Source organism: Gilliamella bombicola (assembly GCF_900094945.1).
GTDB lineage: Bacteria > Pseudomonadota > Gammaproteobacteria > Enterobacterales > Orbaceae > Gilliamella > Gilliamella bombicola.
Map to the genome: position 1 here is coordinate 18256 of NZ_FMAQ01000018.1, position 16718 is coordinate 34973.

The 16718-nt window shown below is 35.1% G+C and carries 17 protein-coding genes; 8 read left to right on the forward strand and 9 right to left on the reverse strand.

The window, feature by feature from the left end:
• Positions 1 to 85 precede the first annotated feature (85 nt).
• Positions 86 to 979: an SIS domain-containing protein gene (locus GA0061081_RS10315; protein ID WP_202983865.1), complete on the reverse strand. Its 894-nt coding sequence runs from the start codon at positions 977 to 979 to the stop codon at positions 86 to 88.
• A 168-nt stretch (positions 980 to 1147) separates the two neighbouring features.
• Here GA0061081_RS10315 and rpiB point away from each other — a divergent pair, with 168 nt between their 5' ends.
• The 3 genes from rpiB (at position 1148) to GA0061081_RS10330 (ending at position 4072) form a co-directional block, all read left to right on the forward strand.
• Positions 1148 to 1600 carry a ribose 5-phosphate isomerase B gene (gene rpiB / locus GA0061081_RS10320; protein WP_091350684.1) on the forward strand — a complete coding sequence of 151 codons (453 nt, stop codon included), beginning with the start codon at positions 1148 to 1150 and terminating at the stop codon, positions 1598 to 1600.
• A complete protein-coding gene (gene rpe, locus GA0061081_RS10325; RefSeq protein ID WP_091350686.1) occupies positions 1593 to 2246 on the forward strand; it encodes a ribulose-phosphate 3-epimerase in 654 nt (217 codons plus the stop codon). Before rpiB ends, rpe begins: the two co-directional genes overlap by 8 nt.
• A 233-nt stretch (positions 2247 to 2479) precedes the next feature.
• Positions 2480 to 4072: a PTS transporter subunit EIIC gene (locus GA0061081_RS10330; protein ID WP_091350689.1), complete on the forward strand. Its 1593-nt coding sequence runs from the start codon at positions 2480 to 2482 to the stop codon at positions 4070 to 4072.
• Between the two features lie 136 nt (positions 4073 to 4208).
• Here GA0061081_RS10330 and folP read toward each other — a convergent pair whose 3' ends face one another.
• The 3 genes from folP to rlmE form a co-directional block, all read right to left on the reverse strand.
• A complete protein-coding gene (gene folP, locus GA0061081_RS10335; protein ID WP_091350692.1) occupies positions 4209 to 5045 on the reverse strand; it encodes a dihydropteroate synthase in 837 nt (278 codons plus the stop codon).
• Between the two features lie 97 nt (positions 5046 to 5142).
• Positions 5143 to 7023: an ATP-dependent zinc metalloprotease FtsH gene (gene ftsH / locus GA0061081_RS10340; protein ID WP_141683371.1), complete on the reverse strand. Its 1881-nt coding sequence runs from the start codon at positions 7021 to 7023 to the stop codon at positions 5143 to 5145.
• Positions 7024 to 7099: 76 nt separating this feature from the next.
• Complete coding sequence (gene rlmE, locus GA0061081_RS10345; RefSeq protein WP_091350697.1) at positions 7100 to 7726, reverse strand: 23S rRNA (uridine(2552)-2'-O)-methyltransferase RlmE; 627 nt, start codon at positions 7724 to 7726, stop codon at positions 7100 to 7102.
• Between the two features lie 97 nt (positions 7727 to 7823).
• On the opposite strand from rlmE, the gene yhbY reads away from it, so the two are divergent.
• A complete protein-coding gene (yhbY, locus tag GA0061081_RS10350; RefSeq protein WP_091350700.1) occupies positions 7824 to 8117 on the forward strand; it encodes a ribosome assembly RNA-binding protein YhbY in 294 nt (97 codons plus the stop codon).
• 59 nt (positions 8118 to 8176) lie between these two features.
• On the opposite strand, the gene greA is transcribed toward yhbY, so the two are convergent.
• Positions 8177 to 8653, reverse strand: coding sequence for a transcription elongation factor GreA (gene greA / locus GA0061081_RS10355; RefSeq protein ID WP_091350702.1), 477 nt, complete (start codon positions 8651 to 8653; stop codon positions 8177 to 8179).
• Between the two features lie 320 nt (positions 8654 to 8973).
• Between greA and GA0061081_RS10360 the strand changes: the two genes are divergently transcribed.
• The 3 genes from GA0061081_RS10360 to hslO all read left to right on the forward strand — a co-directional run bounded on the left by GA0061081_RS10360 (position 8974) and on the right by hslO (position 11878).
• Positions 8974 to 10515, forward strand: a complete 1542-nt coding sequence (locus GA0061081_RS10360) for a hypothetical protein (protein ID WP_141683372.1) — start codon at positions 8974 to 8976, stop codon at positions 10513 to 10515.
• Between the two features lie 102 nt (positions 10516 to 10617).
• Positions 10618 to 11013, forward strand: a complete 396-nt coding sequence (hslR, locus tag GA0061081_RS10365) for a ribosome-associated heat shock protein Hsp15 (RefSeq protein ID WP_245176393.1) — start codon at positions 10618 to 10620, stop codon at positions 11011 to 11013.
• On the forward strand, positions 11006 to 11878 hold the full coding sequence (hslO, locus tag GA0061081_RS10370) for an Hsp33 family molecular chaperone HslO (protein WP_091350724.1): 873 nt from the start codon (positions 11006 to 11008) through the stop codon (positions 11876 to 11878). Before hslR ends, hslO begins: the two co-directional genes overlap by 8 nt.
• Before the next feature lie 176 nt (positions 11879 to 12054).
• On the opposite strand, the gene tsaA is transcribed toward hslO, so the two are convergent.
• From tsaA to metN, 4 genes are all read right to left on the reverse strand, one after another.
• A complete protein-coding gene (gene tsaA / locus GA0061081_RS10375) occupies positions 12055 to 12774 on the reverse strand; it encodes a tRNA (N6-threonylcarbamoyladenosine(37)-N6)-methyltransferase TrmO (RefSeq protein WP_180214387.1) in 720 nt (239 codons plus the stop codon).
• A 117-nt stretch (positions 12775 to 12891) separates the two neighbouring features.
• A complete protein-coding gene (gene metQ / locus GA0061081_RS10380; protein ID WP_091350710.1) occupies positions 12892 to 13794 on the reverse strand; it encodes a methionine ABC transporter substrate-binding lipoprotein MetQ in 903 nt (300 codons plus the stop codon).
• A 14-nt stretch (positions 13795 to 13808) separates the two neighbouring features.
• Positions 13809 to 14489 (reverse strand): methionine ABC transporter permease, encoded by a 681-nt coding sequence (locus GA0061081_RS10385; protein ID WP_425337797.1) that lies wholly within the window; start codon positions 14487 to 14489, stop codon positions 13809 to 13811.
• Between the two features lie 91 nt (positions 14490 to 14580).
• Complete coding sequence (gene metN, locus GA0061081_RS10390; protein WP_091350715.1) at positions 14581 to 15612, reverse strand: methionine ABC transporter ATP-binding protein MetN; 1032 nt, start codon at positions 15610 to 15612, stop codon at positions 14581 to 14583.
• A gap of 118 nt (positions 15613 to 15730) precedes the next feature.
• Between metN and gmhB the strand changes: the two genes are divergently transcribed.
• Entirely contained in the window at positions 15731 to 16267 is a 537-nt protein-coding gene (gene gmhB / locus GA0061081_RS10395; protein ID WP_091350717.1) for a D-glycero-beta-D-manno-heptose 1,7-bisphosphate 7-phosphatase, read from the forward strand.
• The last annotated feature ends 451 nt before the right edge of the window (positions 16268 to 16718 follow it).

Sequence of the window (16718 nt, forward strand, 5' to 3'; positions counted from 1 at the left end):
AATAGTTAGCAATATCAAAGTTGGTTAGCATTGCAATTGGCAATATAGCTTTCTATTTTAAAGCTTAAAATGCCCATTTCTTCAACTATTCACTGAATTGAATTCTTTTATGCAATGGTTTTACTACATCAATGCTACGTTCTAAATGAACTTTGGATTTTTCATGATCTAGTACAACAATGGATATAAATAACGTGTCTAATAAGGTTAATTGTATAATTCTAGCTGCTGCATTTTGACCAAGTAATGGGCCATTTTTAGCTGGACTGAATATAGATAGATCTGAAATTTCAGCTAGCTCTGATTGATGATTATTGGTAATACAAATAATTTTGGCTTTATTCTTTTTAGCAACCAAAATAGCGTTACATATTTCTGAAGTATTTCCTGATTGTGAGATAGCTATAACAACATCGTTTTCTTTTAGTTGGCTGGCAACCATCACCATTAAATGATTATCACTATAAGTATGGCTGTGAATCCCTATTCTCAATAATTTATGTTCAAAATCTTGGCCAACAATAGCAGACCCTCCGATACCAAGAATAATGATACGATTAGCATGAAAAATCCATTTTGCTGCTCGTGAGATAATTTTTGCATCGACAATAGATTGAGCTTCTTTTAATGCTTGTACCGAATTATTAAAGACTTTTTCAATAATATTTTCAACGTTATCTTTTTCAGATAGTTCTTGTTCTCGATCAAAAGGTAATGCATCAAAATATGAAAGTAAAGCCTTTCTAATTTCTCTAAAACCAGAATATCCTAATTTTTTAGATACTTTTACTAGCAATGGTTCAGAAACTGATAGCTGTTCTGCAACTTCTTTGATACTTGTTTTTGGTTTTAAATTTCCTTTTACCATCATCCATTCAATAATTCTTTGCTCGGTATTGCTTAAACTTGAAAGTGAAATACGAATCATAGCTCCAATTGCGAGTGCATTAGAATTTTCTGAATTATTTAGTTGTTTCACAGGTTCTCTCCATACATTTTTTAGTAATTCTAACCTAATTTGAAATTAAGCACATTGTAAAAAAATAAATTTTCACCCACTTTTTAAACTTTACAAAAAAAACAATTAACGTTAATATTTTTATTTGTGAAGTTAACGGTTTTGTTTTTAATCATATAAGGAGGGGTTATGAAAATTGCAATAGGTTATGATCATGTTGGATATATTTTGAAAAAAGATATTATTGATTATTTGGAGAATAAAAATATTACAGTAATTGATCTCGGTGCTACATCAACAGAAAGAACAGATTATCCAATTTATGCTCATAGGGTGGCATGTTCAGTAAATACAAAACAAGCGGATTTAGGAATATTAATATGTGGGACAGGAATAGGTATTTCTATTGCTGCAAATAAATGTCAAGGAATAAGGGCAGTTGTTTGTAGTGATCCTTATTCTGCAAAATTATCACGAGAACATAATAATACTAATATTCTTGCTTTTGGTTCTCGTGTAGTTGGAAGTGAGCTAGCAAAAATGATTATTAATGAATGGTTAATGGCAAAATTTGAGGGGGGACGTCATCAAACAAGAATAAATCAAATAGACAAAATTCAAAAAGGAGAATTTCATGAGTAAATTTTGTCCTTCACTAATGTGTGTTGATTTTTCAAAGTTGGAAACTGAAATAAAGTTACTGGAAGAATCGGGTGTCGATATGTTCCACATTGATATAATGGACGGTAATTTTGTACCCAATTTTGCTTTAGGTTTAGAAGATATAAAAGCTGTAAGTAAATTATCAAAGATTCCTTATGATGTTCATTTAATGATTAGCAATCCATCTCTATATATTGAAAAATTTTCACAACTTGGTTGCCAAATTATTTATGTTCATGTAGAAACATTAACACATATACATCGAACTTTAAATCAAATTAAATCAACAGGTAAAAAAGTTGGTGTTGCAATTAATCCTGGTACTCCATTATGTGTATTAGAAGATGTTTTAGATATAATTGATGTTGTTTTGATAATGTCTGTAAACCCAGGATTTGCGGGTCAACCTTTTATATATAATTCTATCGATAGAGTTAAGAGGTTAAGTTCAATAATTAAAGATAGAAATTTAAAAACTGCAATCGCTATTGATGGTGCGATAAATTCAAACATTATCAAACAATTATTGCCTTATGTGGAATATTTTATACTTGGGACTGCTGGGTTATTTATTAAAAATAAATCTTATAAACAGACTCTTAATGAGCTAAGAAACCTATCATAATTTAGAATGACCTTTATGAATATAAAGGTCTTAATTTACAAAATAAAAATAAAAAGATAATTATTAATTATCTTTTTATTGTTTTCACCGTTAAAAAAGCTAAAAAAATTAATTTTTTATTAAAATTATGTGAACAAGATCTCTTTTAAAAAAAATATTTCACATATAAAATTTATTTTGTGAACTTTTGGTCGTTCACTATTATCATTTAATAAAAATTAGGGTTAACTACAATGAAAAGTATTTTTTTTAGTGTATTACAACGGGTTGGTCGATCCTTTATGTTACCAATTGCACTGCTTCCTGCGGCTGGATTAATGTTGGGTATAGGGGCTTCATTTACCAATGAAACAACAATTATTTCTTATGGATTACAAAGTTTTTTAGGAGAAGGAACTTTACTACATGTATTTTTAACCATAATGAAAAATGCTGGTAGCGTTATATTTTCTAATCTTCCCATTCTATTTGCTATTGGAGTTGCAATGGGGATGGCAAAGCAAGAAAAAGAAGTCGCTGCTATTTCTGGTGCTGTTGGATTTTTTATCATGCACTCAACTATTCATGCACTATTAGAGTTAAAAGAGTTATTAAAAGAAGGGGCATTGCCGAATGGATCTTTAGGTGATGCGGTTGGAATTCAAACTCTACAAATGGGGGTTTTTGGCGGTGTTATTGTTGGGTTAGGTGTTGCAGCTTTACATAATCGCTATTACCGAATTGAGTTACCAGCTATTTTATCATTCTTTGGCGGCTCACGCTTTGTTCCTATTATTACCGCGTTCGTTTATTTATTTATTGGTATTTTAATGTTTTATATCTGGCCTACAATCCAAAATGGAATTTTGTTATTAGGTCAATTAGTTAATAAATCGGGCTATGCAGGAACATTTATTTATGGATTTATTGAACGAGCCTTAATTCCATTTGGTTTACATCATGTATTTTATATGCCATTTTGGCAAACAGGGGTTGGTGGTACAGCAATGATTGATGGTAATCTTGTTACAGGAGCACAAAATATTTTCTTTGCTCAACTGGCTAGCCCAAATACAACAGAATTTTCAGTTGAAGCAACCCGCTTTATGGCTGGTAAGTTTCCATTCTATTTATTTGGTATTCCGGGTGCAGCACTAGCTATCTATCGTACAGCTAAACCTCAAAATCGCAATATGGTCTTGGGGCTTTTACTTTCTGCAACTTTAACTGCTATTTTAACTGGGATTACTGAACCAATTGAGTTTTCTTTCCTATTTGCAGGGCCTTTATTATATGTGATTCATTGTATTTATGCTGGTTTTTCTTTCATGTTATGCCATATTTTTGATGTTGGTGTTGGACAAACGTTTTCTGGTAGTTTAATTGATTTTATATTATTTGGTGTTTTACAAGGCAATAATAAAACTCACTGGATTAATGTTATTTTGATTGGTTTGCCAATGTTTCCTCTATACTATTTCACATTTAGTTTCTTAATCAAAAAATTTAATTTTAAAACACCAGGTAGAGAAAGTGATAATGAGGAAACTAAATTATATACAAAAAAAGATGTAGAAAATATAAAAAAAATTAAACAAAAAAATAATAGCAATCAATCAATTAATATTTTAAAGGGATTAGGAGGTAAACAAAATATTACTTATATTGATTGTTGTGCAACAAGGTTAAGAGTTTCTGTACATGATAATCAATTGGTTGATAAAGAGATCTTAAAATCAACCGGCGCAAAAGGAATAATTATTAATGGGCAAGGTGTTCAAGTTATTTATGGACCTCATGTAACAGTAATTAAATCGCACTTAGAAGAATATATAGCTGCACTATAGTAATTATAAATATATTTTTTATTAATTTATTTCGGAGTAGTTGAATCAAACTAGATTTTAGCCGTTTTTATATATATCTTTAACGGCTAAAATCTTTTATTCAATGATAATAACAAAATGACCTTTAGAAGCAAAATTATGCTTGCTCAGCTAATGTAGCTTGTACAATTCTTAATGCATCAAACGTTTCTTTTACATCATGCACTCGAATAATCTGTGCGCCTTTCATTGCCGCTATTACCGCACAAGATACACTACCTAACATTCGTTCTTGTGGTGGGACATTTAGCACTTGTCCTATCATAGATTTTCTGGACATGCCGACTAATAAAGGTAGGTTGAAATGGTGGAATTGTTCAAGCATGGCTAATAGTCGGTAATTGTGAGCTAGTGTTTTACCAAATCCAAAACCGGGGTCGAGTATGATTTTTTGACGGTCGATGCCGGCGCTTATGCAGCGTTCGATCTGTTTTGCAAAAAAGTCATCGACTTCTTGATAGATATCTTGCTTGTAGTGTGGTGCATTTTGCATGGTTTGAGGGTCTCCCTGCATGTGCATGACGCAAACCGGTAAGCCAGTTTGTGCTGCAGCTTCCATTGCGCCGGGGAGCGTTAGTGCACGGATGTCATTGATTAGGTGTGCGCCTGCCTTGGCCGATTCGGTCATAACTTGTGGTTTTGATGTGTCGACCGAAATCCATACATCAAAATATCGGGCTATTTTTTCAACCAATGGCACAACGCGGTTTAGCTCTTCGTCAACTGATACTTCGGCTGCGCCGGGGCGAGTAGATTCGCCGCCGACGTCGATGAATGTGGCACCAGCTTGAATCATGCTGTCAACACGGCGCATAGCATCATCAAGGTTGTTATAACTTCCTCCGTCAGAAAACGAATCGGGTGTCATGTTAACAATGCCCATGACTTGTGGGAACGAGAGATCCATTATTTGATTTTGAAACTGTATTTCCATGATTCACAGCCTTATTAGGGTTATATTATGTGATTGTATTTATCTTAAGATATTTTATCGAGAAAAAACGCGCCGTAGCGCGTTTTATTTTTTGAATTTATTCGCTTTCTGATTGTGGCGGCGTGTCATTCCCTTCATTTGGGATCTGTTTTGCTGCCTGTTCGTCACTTTCTGTCCAGTCATCCGGTGTGGTGAGTGGACGACGAGCAATTAAGTCTGCAACTTGTTTTGAACCAATGGTTTCGTATTTCATTAGTGCATCTTTCATTGCATGTAGTACGTCAATATTATCCGTTAAGATTTTACGAGCGCGCTGATAATTGCGGTCAATAATGGCTTTAACTTCTTCGTCAATAATGCGAGCTGTTTCGTCAGATATGTCTTTTGGTCGTCCATATCCATTGTCATCTGTTTCGTAGAACAGTGGTCCCAAGCGATCAGAAAAGCCCCACTGGGTTACCATGGCTCGTGCATATTGTGTGGCTACTTTGATATCATTTGATGCACCTGTTGAGATCTTATTTTCGCCATAGATGAGCTCTTCTGCTAATCGTCCACCATAAAGCGTAGCAATGTCGCCTTCAAGCTTTTCACGGCTTTCACTGACACGATCACCTTCTGGTAAGAAGAAGGTGACACCAAGGGCGCGTCCGCGCGGAATGATGGTGACTTTGTGAATTGGGTCGTGATCAGGCATTAAGTGGCCAATAATAGCGTGCCCAGCTTCGTGGTATGCTGTTGATATGAGCTGTTCTTGTGTCATGGTTAGTGACCGTCTTTCAGTACCCATGTTGATTTTATCTTTGGCTTCTTCAAATTCGTCCATGGTGACTAGGCGTTTGTTTCGACGTGCAGCAAATAATGCCGCTTCGTTGACTAAATTTGCCAGTTCTGCACCCGAATAGCCCGGCGTGCCTCGAGCTAGGACAGATAAGTCGACATCACTTCCTAGTGGTACTTTACGGACATGTACCGCAAGAATTTGTTCACGGCCTTTCATGTCTGGTAAGCCAATTTGCACTTGGCGGTCAAAGCGGCCCGGTCGTAGTAATGCCGGATCTAAGATGTCAACGCGGTTTGTTGCTGCGATGATGATGATTCCGCTGTTGGCTTCAAAGCCATCCATTTCAACAAGCATTTGGTTTAATGTTTGTTCACGTTCATCGTGACCACCCATTGACCCTGCACCACGTTTGCGACCTACGGCGTCAATTTCGTCAATGAAGATGATGCAAGGTGAGTGTTTTCGTGCTTGTTCAAAAAGATCGCGCACACGTGATGCCCCCACTCCAACGAACATTTCAACAAAGTCAGAGCCTGAAATGCTAAAGAATGGGACATTGGCTTCGCCAGCAATGGCTTTGGCTAATAAGGTTTTACCTGTGCCTGGAGGACCGACCATTAAGATTCCTTTTGGTATGCGTCCACCTAATTTTTGATATTTGCCCGGATCGCGTAAAAAGTCGACCACTTCGGTCACTTCTTGTTTGGCTTCTTCGCTACCTGCAACATCTGTAAATTTAGTTTTAATTTGATCGGGTGTTAACATGCGGGCTTTGCTTTTGCCAACCGACATTGGTCCACCTTTGCCACCACCTTGCATTTGGCGCATCATAAATAGCCAAAAACCAATGAGCAAAATAATAGGAAACCAAGAAACCAGAATACTAACGATTAGGCTTGGTTTTTCATCAGGGCTACCATAGACAGGTACTTTGTTGCTTAACAGGTCATCCATGAGTTTTTCATCAAAATAGGGGATGTAGGTAGTGTAATTACTATTTTCTTTGGTTGTAGCAACAATTTCTCGTCCGTTAATATGCACTTCTTGGAGTTTGCCATTGGTGATATCGGAATTAAATTGAGTATAATTGACTTGAGGACTGCTATTTGACATTGAGCTGAATTGGTTAAATACAGCGATCAATACTACAGCGATAATTCCCCAGATCAGTAAATTCTTTACCATGTCGTTCAAAAGAAAAACCTCTCATAAAAATTAACAGTTACGACTAAATTTAACGAAGTATGGTACTACAAAATTATACAACTGGCTACTTCATACCCATTGCAACAATATAAACTTCTCGAGACCTAGCGCGTGATGCTTCAGGCTTGCGAATTTTGACAGTTTTGAACATATTTCGCACCTGTTTTAGGTACTCTTCAAATCCTTCTCCTTGAAATACTTTAACGATAAAGTTTCCGTTAGGAGCAAGTACGTCTCGACACATGTCTAATGCCAGTTCAACTAAATACATGGCTTTTGGTATATCAACGGCAGGTTGACCACTCATGTTTGGGGCCATGTCTGACATGACTACTTGGACTTTGTCTTCGCCAACACGTTCTAGCAATGCTTTTAATACGCCTTCGTCACGAAAATCACCTTGTAAAAAGTCAACCCCGACAATAGGATCCATTGGTAGTAGGTCACACGCAATAATGCGACCTTTATCACCAATGAGTGATGCAACATATTGCGACCAACCTCCAGGTGCGGCACCTAAATCAACGACAGTGATCCCAGGTTTGAAGAGTTTGTCACTTTTTTGAATTTCTTCTAGTTTGAACCATGCTCTGGATCGTAATCCTTTTTTTTGTGCTTGTTGCACAAAGCGATCTTTAAAATGCTCATTGAGCCAACGTGTTGAGCTTGCTGAGCGTTTTTTGTTACTCACAGCGAATAAATCCTTAATGTAAAGAGGCTACTTCATTGATTACAGATATATATAAGGGTAGAATAGCAAAATTGCAACTTAATGTGATAAAAATTTAATGAATTTATCGAATAAACAAAAACAGTATTTAAAAAGTGAAGCTCATCATTTAAAACCTATTGTGATGATTGGTGCTAATGGATTTACCGAAGGCGTGCTTGCCGAAATTGACAACGCGTTAAATTTCCATGAGTTAATTAAAATTAAAGTTTCTGCTGAAGACCGTGAAACCAAGAAGCTTATTTGTGATGCCATTATTCGCGAAACAAAAGCGTTATCCGTGCAATTGGTTGGCTCTAATTTTACAATTTTTAGACCAAGTGAGGATAAGAAAATCACTTTACCTAAATAAATACAAGAACAGGGCTAGTTGCCCTGTTTGTGTATCTGCTTTTGTGAAAGTTGTTTTTACTAGATATATTCAACTTTAACAATGTCAAATTCTACATCACCACCTGGCGTTTTGATTTGTACGGTATCACCGTCTTCTTTGCCGATTAGACCTCTGGCGATAGGTGAGTTGACCGAAATAAGATTTTGTTTATAGTCTGCTTCGTCATCACCTACGATGCGATAGGTTGTTTCTTCGTCGTTTTCAATATTGATTACTGTTACTGTTGCGCCAAAAATAATACGTCCAGTATTTTTTACTTTGGTAATATCTATAATTTGTGCTTGTGATAATTTGCCTTCAATTTCTTGAATTCGACCCTCACAAAAACCTTGTTGTTCTCTTGCTGCATGGTATTCAGCATTCTCTTTTAAATCTCCGTGCGCTCTTGCTTCAGCTATGGCTGCAGTGATTTGTGGTCTTTTGACATTTTTTAGCTCTTCTAGTTCGGCACGTAATAGTTCAGCTCCCTTTACTGTCATTGGGATTTGTTTCATTGAGGTATCTCCCGTTTTTACTTATCATAAATAAAAAATAACTCCCCCTTCATCTGATTAGAGAAAGAGAAAGTGAGTTGTTCAGTTAATTATTTAAAAAAATATCGTTGCATATGTCTATATCTTAACTGTAAAACCAGCCTAACCACAAATGATTTATATTGAAAATGAGATGCTATTTTGATTAAAATAAGTTATTGTACTAGAATGCGTTAACATTTCTTTACAAAAAATTAAAATTATTTATGCTACGATTACGGATTTACATAATCACTTTTTTATTTGTTACTTGTTTTTTTGTATTATTGTCTTATTTTGTTGTGCAAACTTCTTGGGGTGCCAAAATTGTTAGCCAGCAATTATCTAGATTAAGTTCTTATACTATTTCAATAGGCAAAGTTCATCACTCTTTTTCAAACTTTTATGAGTTAGTTTTTGATGATGTGGTTATAACTGATGATAAGCAAGAGATTGTTAATGTTCCGACCTTAGTTGTTGGCTTGGATAAAAGTGATCTTTGGCAATTAACACATTTTAATTATGTTACTGTTATTGATGGTACTATTAATTATATTCATAATGATGGTAAATCTAGCCATTATAACTTTTCAGCAAATACGCTAAAGTTTGTTAATTCAACTGCTAATGTTTCGATTAATAATGGGGCTGATGAACTTTCATTCACTCAGCTTAATGGTGGCGTTAAACCATTTTCCTTATCAGGAGAAGATAAATATCAATTTGATTTTTCTTCGCAAGCCGTGTTGGTCAACCAAATTTCTATCAAATCACTGCTTATTCAAGGATTTCATCGCGATGATATTACAACCGTGACTAATTTAGGTGGTAATATTGATAATGGTTTTTTTGTAAGTAAATTAAAAGTACTTGCTGACAATAGTTTGAATATTGATCAGCTACAACTGCATAATATCAATTTACAATCAACTGAAGAGGATTTTTTGGATAAATATTCTCATCTTCTACCAAAGTCGACGATTAAACAATTATCTATATTTGAAAGTAGCATACAGTTGCCTAGTTTTTTAATTGAAAAAGGTAATATTGAAGCAACCAATATTCGTTATGATAGTCAATGGCATTTTGATCAAAGCGCTTTTGTTTTTAATGCCGATCATGTTGTTTGGCATGATGAGACGTTTGCATCAGTATTAGTACAATTATCATCCAACAACCAAGAAGTGACAATCGAAAAGGTACTCGCAAAATGGAATAAAGGCAGTATAAATTTTGCTGGAAAGTGGGAAGATAATTCCTTACATCTAGATCAATTAACTTTATCAGATATTAATTATCAGCTTCCTGAAAAGCTAGAACTGCCGGTATTACCGAGTATTTTTAGACATATTGAAGTAGACAAGCTTACCATTTTACAAAGTTTGTTAATTAGAAAATATAGCGATTTTCCATTTACGTTATATAACTTTCAAGTTTCTGGCACTGGTGTTACTTTAGCCAAAGATCAAAAATTAGGGATCTTTTCAGGTACTACCTCTTTTAAATCTGAAAAAGGGTCGTTTAATCGAGTTGATATTAATTATCCTGATATGATTGTAAAATTTGATGCCGAAAATCATGCATCGTTAACATTTAGCGTTTTAGTTAGTGGTGGTATGATTGAGTCAAAAGCAAAGTTTGATCCATTGCAAAATGAGTTCTTATCTTTTCAGCTTAATGCTTATGGTATAGCAAGTTCATTACTAGAAGAATGGAAAATAGCAAAACAACCACCAAAAACCATGAATTATTCGGCCGATTTACATGGTAAATTACTGCCATTTAGTTTTTCAGGTACATTTTCTACAAATGGTAAAAATTATATTATTAATTCTGAGCATTGATTTTTGTAAAAGCATTCTTATATAACTTGTTAAGATGTTTAAGACATTATGTGTGTTTGAATGTAAAAAACGCAATAATAAGTGTAATATGAGGGTGTGATAGTGCTTGTAAGATTAGATAAATGGCTTTGGGCCGCAAGGTTTTATAAGTCGCGATCATTAGCTCGCGAAATGATTGAAGGCGGAAAAGTACATTATAATGGTCAACGCACTAAACCAAGTAAAATTGTTGAAGTCGGTGCAACTCTCACTCTTCGCCAAGGCTCAGATCAAAAAACAATTCAAATTTTGGCTATTAGTGAACAGCGAAAAACTGCCACTGATGCTCAGCAACTTTATCAAGAAACCCCCGACAGTATTGCTAAACGCGAAGTAATAGCACAAGCGCGTAAGCTTAATGCATTGACAATGCCGCACCCGGATAGAAGACCTGACAAAAAGGAGCGGCGTGATTTGATTAAATTTAAATATGATAGGCAACAAGGTGACAATAGTTAATATGGATACTTTAAATCGGTTTTTATTTGATAACCATCCTATTCGTGGTGAAATTACTCGTCTTGAACAAACATATCAAGCAATTTTAGATAACCATACCTACCCAGTTGCGGTACAAACCTTGCTTGGTGAATTATTGGTTGTAACCAGTTTATTAACCGCAACACTAAAATTTGAGGGTGATATTGCTGTTCAGTTGCAAGGTGATGGTGCGTTATCTTTAGCCGTTGTTAATGGTAATGATCAGCAACAACTACGCGGAGTTGCTCGGGTTAATGGTGATATTGCTGATGATGCGACACTGAAAGATATGGTGGGTAATGGCTATATAGTTATCACTATCACACCCAAAAATGGCGAACGTTATCAAGGTATTGTAGGATTAGAAAAAGAGACGCTTATTGGTTGTATCGAAAACTATTTTATGCAATCAGAGCAGCTCCCTACACGCTTGTTTGTAAAAACGGGTGTACATAATAATAAGCCAATGGCAGCAGGTATTTTATTGCAAGTTTTGCCAGCTAATGATAATACCGATGAATCATTTGAGCATCTTAGTGCTTTAACCGAGACAATTACGAGTGAGGAGTTATTACAACTTTCTACTGACGAGATTTTGTATCGTTTATATAATCAAGAAGAAGTGCGTCTTTTTGAAACACATGAAATTACCTTTAAATGTATCTGTTCACGTCAACGCTGCGAAGATAGCTTAATGACGTTACCCGAAAACGAAGTTGATGAAATCTTAAAGGAAGATGGCGGTAATATCGATATTCATTGTGATTATTGTGGGAAGCATTACTCGTTTGATGCCATCGATATCGCTGAAATGAGAAGTAAACGTAAGGTAAATTATCATTAGTCTTGCACTAAAAACCACTAAAATTATAAATATAACTTTAGTGGGAAAATAAAATATAGGGAATTAAACCCATATTCAATGTACCAGAATAGTGACAATGAACAAACTATTTTTAACGGTTTCGCGTATTTTTTAATTTATATTTATAAATCAATTTGTTACTTAATTGATGATTTTTAGTTACCGTTTATATCACTTTTATGAATATCTTCAATAATGGCGTGTTTGTTGATGATCTTCCATTTTATATTAAAATGATAAAGTGTTATTCCATAGGTTTGTTCACTGCTATTTTTCTGTTTGTAGGCAGGCCTTGGATCTTGAGATATCACTTGCGTAATTAGCTCAGCAAGCTGGGGATAATTTTGCTTTTGTAAATCCAATATTAATTGTGCTTTTTGTGAAAATTCAACGGTTAATTTTTTATCGGGAACTGATTGCGCGTATCCCGCAAGAGCCTCTGGATGACTGTCACAATAAGGTAGATAAGGTTTAATATCAATAATGGGGGTGCCATCAACTAAATCAAGACTACCTAATTTTAAGATAACCTGTTTATTTTCAACGACAATACCTTTTAATTCAACGGCTGACAATCCAATGTGATTCGGTCTAAATGGCGATCGGCTAGCAAATACACCCATCGTTTTATTACCACCTAAACGAGGCGGCCGAACTGTTAATCCCCACTTTTCAGGCGCAATATGGTGAAATAGAAATAATAGCCATAAATGTGAAAACTGTTCTAATCCTTTAACACTGATAGGATCATTATAAGGAGCTGATAAATAAAGTTCACCTAGCCCAGCGCCAACTAAATTAGGTTGTCTTGGAACGGCAAATTTTTCACTATAAGGTGAGCGGATAATGCCGATGGGGTCAATTTGATATGTCATAATTGATTTTTGATTGAGTTTACACTATTGTTGTTGACTATGTGAAAATAGCGACGAACGGATACCGTCGAGCTCAGCCGACGGTATTGAGGTGAGTCAATAATTATAACTTTACTATTACCAACCGCGAATCGCACCACCATTAAAGATTTGGTTAGCTTTTTGTGCAACAGCATCAGTTTGGTATGCTTTAACAAAGTTTTTCACGTTTTCGTTATCTTTATCAGTTTCACGCGAAACGATTATGTTGACATATGGCGATTCTTTATCCTCAACAAAAATCCCATCTTGGCTTGGTGTTAAGTTCGCTTGTCCTGCAAAGGCGTTATTGATGATTGCTAGATCAACTTGCGCATCATCTAGTGAGCGAGGTAACATTGGAGCTTCAAGTTCTAAGATCTTATAGTTATAAGGATTGCTTGTAATATCAAGTACAGTCGGCAGTAAACCTTTAGATTTATCAACCGTAATCATTCCTTCATGTTGTAATAAAAGTAATGAGCGGCCCAAATTCGTAGGATCACTAGGAATTGCAATTGTTGAGTTAGCTGGAATAAAGAAAGTTTCACCTCGTGGTGAAGTGACTTTTACGCCATTACCTGTTTCTTCTGTTTGAGAAATTGGTTTGAGTTTTTTAGAATAACTTGCAATTGGATAAACGAACGAGTTACCAACAACAGCTAATTTGTAGCCACGTTCTTTCATTTGTTCATCTAAAAAAGGCTTATGTTGAAAAGCATTAACATCAATTAAACCATCGTTTAATGCTTGGTTTGGAATGACATAATCACTAAAAATTACTAGTTCAACATCTAGGTTATAAAGCTCTTTCGCTTGTTGTTTAGCTACTTCTGCTACCTCTTCTTCAGGACCAGAAATCACGCCTACTTTAAGCGTATTTACTTTAGCTGGCTCTGTTGGTTTGTTATCTGTTGTGGCTGATTGTTTATTATTATCACAACCAGTTAAAAAAAACGCACTCACCAATGTGGTGATTAATGCTAGCTTTTTAATTGACATAATTTTCTCCAAGTTTATTGATGAGACACACGTTTAACAATTTTATTGCCAATAAATTGAATAATAAAGACAATAATAACTAATATCACTAAAAATATATTCATCATATCATAGTTATGACCTTCATATCCAAATCGTTTTGCTAGATCGCCAAGCCCTCCTGCACCAACAGCTCCAGCCATGGCTATATAACCGGTTAGCGTGATTAATGAGATTGTCATGCTGTTGATAATTACAGGTAATGTTTCTGGCAATAAAACTTTATAGATAATTTGTATCGGTGTTGCTCCCATAGAGCGAGCAGCTTCAATTAATCCTTTTGGAAGATCAAGTAATGCATTTTCAATCATTTTGGCAATTAAAGGGGCAACGCCTATACTTAGCGGTACAATAGCTCCTTCTCTGCCCAAATAAGTTCCTTTACCTGTAAAAATTTCCATTATTTCCATTGTAAACGGTTGAATCCATACAATTAATATAATAAAAGGAATTGAGCGAAACACATTTATTATAAAAGAAAGAACATTATGTACTATATTATTTCCAAGTATATTTCCTTGGCGAGTTATATATAGCAAGATACCTAATGGTAAGCCCATTAATGTTCCATAAAAACCAGATAAAAAAATCATATAAATAGTATCATCAGTTGCTTCTGCTATTTTGAATAATACTGGTTCGTTTAATCCTTTGATTGATGAACAAAATGCAACAAAATCGGCCCAAAAATTGTATTGAGCTAAGTATCGAAATAAAGATTCAAAAGGTTTAAAAGCGGGAATAAAATCAAACATAACCTAGCACCTCTACTTTGGTATTATTTTTTTCTAAGAATTGGATTGCTGACGCAATACTTTTAGGGTTACCTTCCATTTGGGCTAGCATTAAACCAAATTTAACACCACCAGCATAATCCATTTGCGCGCTAATGATGTTACTTTCGATATTAAATTCTTTGGCAATTTGTGATAACAAAGGTAAATCAACCGAAACTCCCGTAAATTCTAAACGAACTAAAGGGTTAAGTCCTGCCTTAGGCTCCGGCGATAGCCTTGCTAAATAGTCATCAGGAATATTTATATGTAAGGTCGATTGAATGAACTGTCTTGCAATATCGGTTTTAGCATGGGAAAAGATCTCACCAACCGATGATTGTTCAACTAATTCACCATTACTGATGACTGCCACTTGGTCGCAAATCTGTTTCACAACATCCATTTCGTGAGTGATTAACAAAATTGTAAGACCTAGTTTTTGATTAATGTCTTTCAATAATTTCAAAATAGATCGAGTTGTCTCTGGATCAAGTGCACTAGTTGCTTCGTCGCACAAGAGTACCTTTGGATCACTTGCTAAGGCTCTAGCAATCGCAACGCGTTGCTTTTGTCCGCCAGATAAATTAGCAGGGTAAACGTTTGCTTTTTCAGTCAATCCGACTAACTCTATAAGGTCGTTCACTTTTTGCTTAATTTTTGCTTTAGGAGTTTTATTAAGCTCAAGTGGAAAGGCAATATTATCAAAAACAGTGCGCGAAGAGAGTAAATTAAAGTGCTGAAAAATCATACTAATTTTTCGGCGTACTTCAATTAGCTTTCTATTTGATAGGTGAGTAATTTCTTGATTATCGAAAAATATTTTACCACTAGTCGGCTTTTCAAGTAAGTTAACGCAACGGATAAGCGTACTCTTTCCTGCCCCTGATTTGCCAATAACGCCATAAATCTTCCCTTGAGGAACATGTATGCTGATGTCCTTTAATGCATGAATTTGGGTCTTATTATGTTCAAATATTTTCGAAATATGCTGTAGCTGTATCATAATATATAAAGACAAAAGATGAATGGGTGAATATTAAGACGTCTAGACATCTAAGTCAATCAATAATATGCTATATAAAGATTAGAGTAATATCTAAATTAAAAGGAAAAATGAAAAAATGAAACCGGCTATTTTTTTAGATCGAGATGGTACCATTAATATCGATTATAATTATGTACATACAATTGATAAATTCCATTTTATTGATGGTGTCATTGATGCGATGCAAGAACTCAAAAAAATGGGTTTTTTGTTAGTTATTACAACTAACCAATCCGGTATTGCTAGAAATAAATTTACTGAAGAGCAGTTCCATACATTGACAGAATGGATGGATTGGTCGTTACAAGATCGCGGTGTTGATTTAGATGGCGTGTATTATTGTCCTCATGATCCGTTAATCGATAAGTGTGAATGCCGTAAACCAAACCCCGGCATGATCCAAACCGCAGCCAAAGAACTAAAAATTGATATTGCTAACTCTTATATGGTGGGAGATAGAGTATCGGACTTATTATCGGGTAAAAAAGCAGGCGTTAAAAAGACTGTGTTAGTAAAAACAGGCGATACAATAACTGAAGAAGCATTGGCTCAGGCCGATTGGCTAATTGATAGTTTGGCAGATTTACCTAAAAAAATAAAAGAAATATCTTAATTATTGGTGTAATCTTATAAACAATATAATGAATTCGCTGAATATTTATGGATTAATTTTAATCAAAATGTATTGTTTTAGTCTATTTTTAGTGTATCTTGCGTAAAAAAAAAGCAAACAGAAATAAATAACACAATAACCCCTTGCATGATTTTTTTAAGTCCCTATAATGCGCATCCACTGACACGCAGTCAGCGCCAAGCAGGCGGTGAGTAAGGTTAGTGAATAAGGTCAAAAATTTTTAAAAAAGTTCTTGACGAATAAAAAGGTGTAGCGTAGTATACGCAGCCCTTGAGACAGCAAACTAAATCAGCGAAAAGTTGATTAAAAATAGAAGCTGTCAGCTCTTTAAAAAGAAGAAACAGACAATCTGTGTGGGCACTTGCGAGACGAAGAATTAAAAGTCTACGGACTTAAAAAAATCAAGTCTTGATAAGTGACACTGAAGATT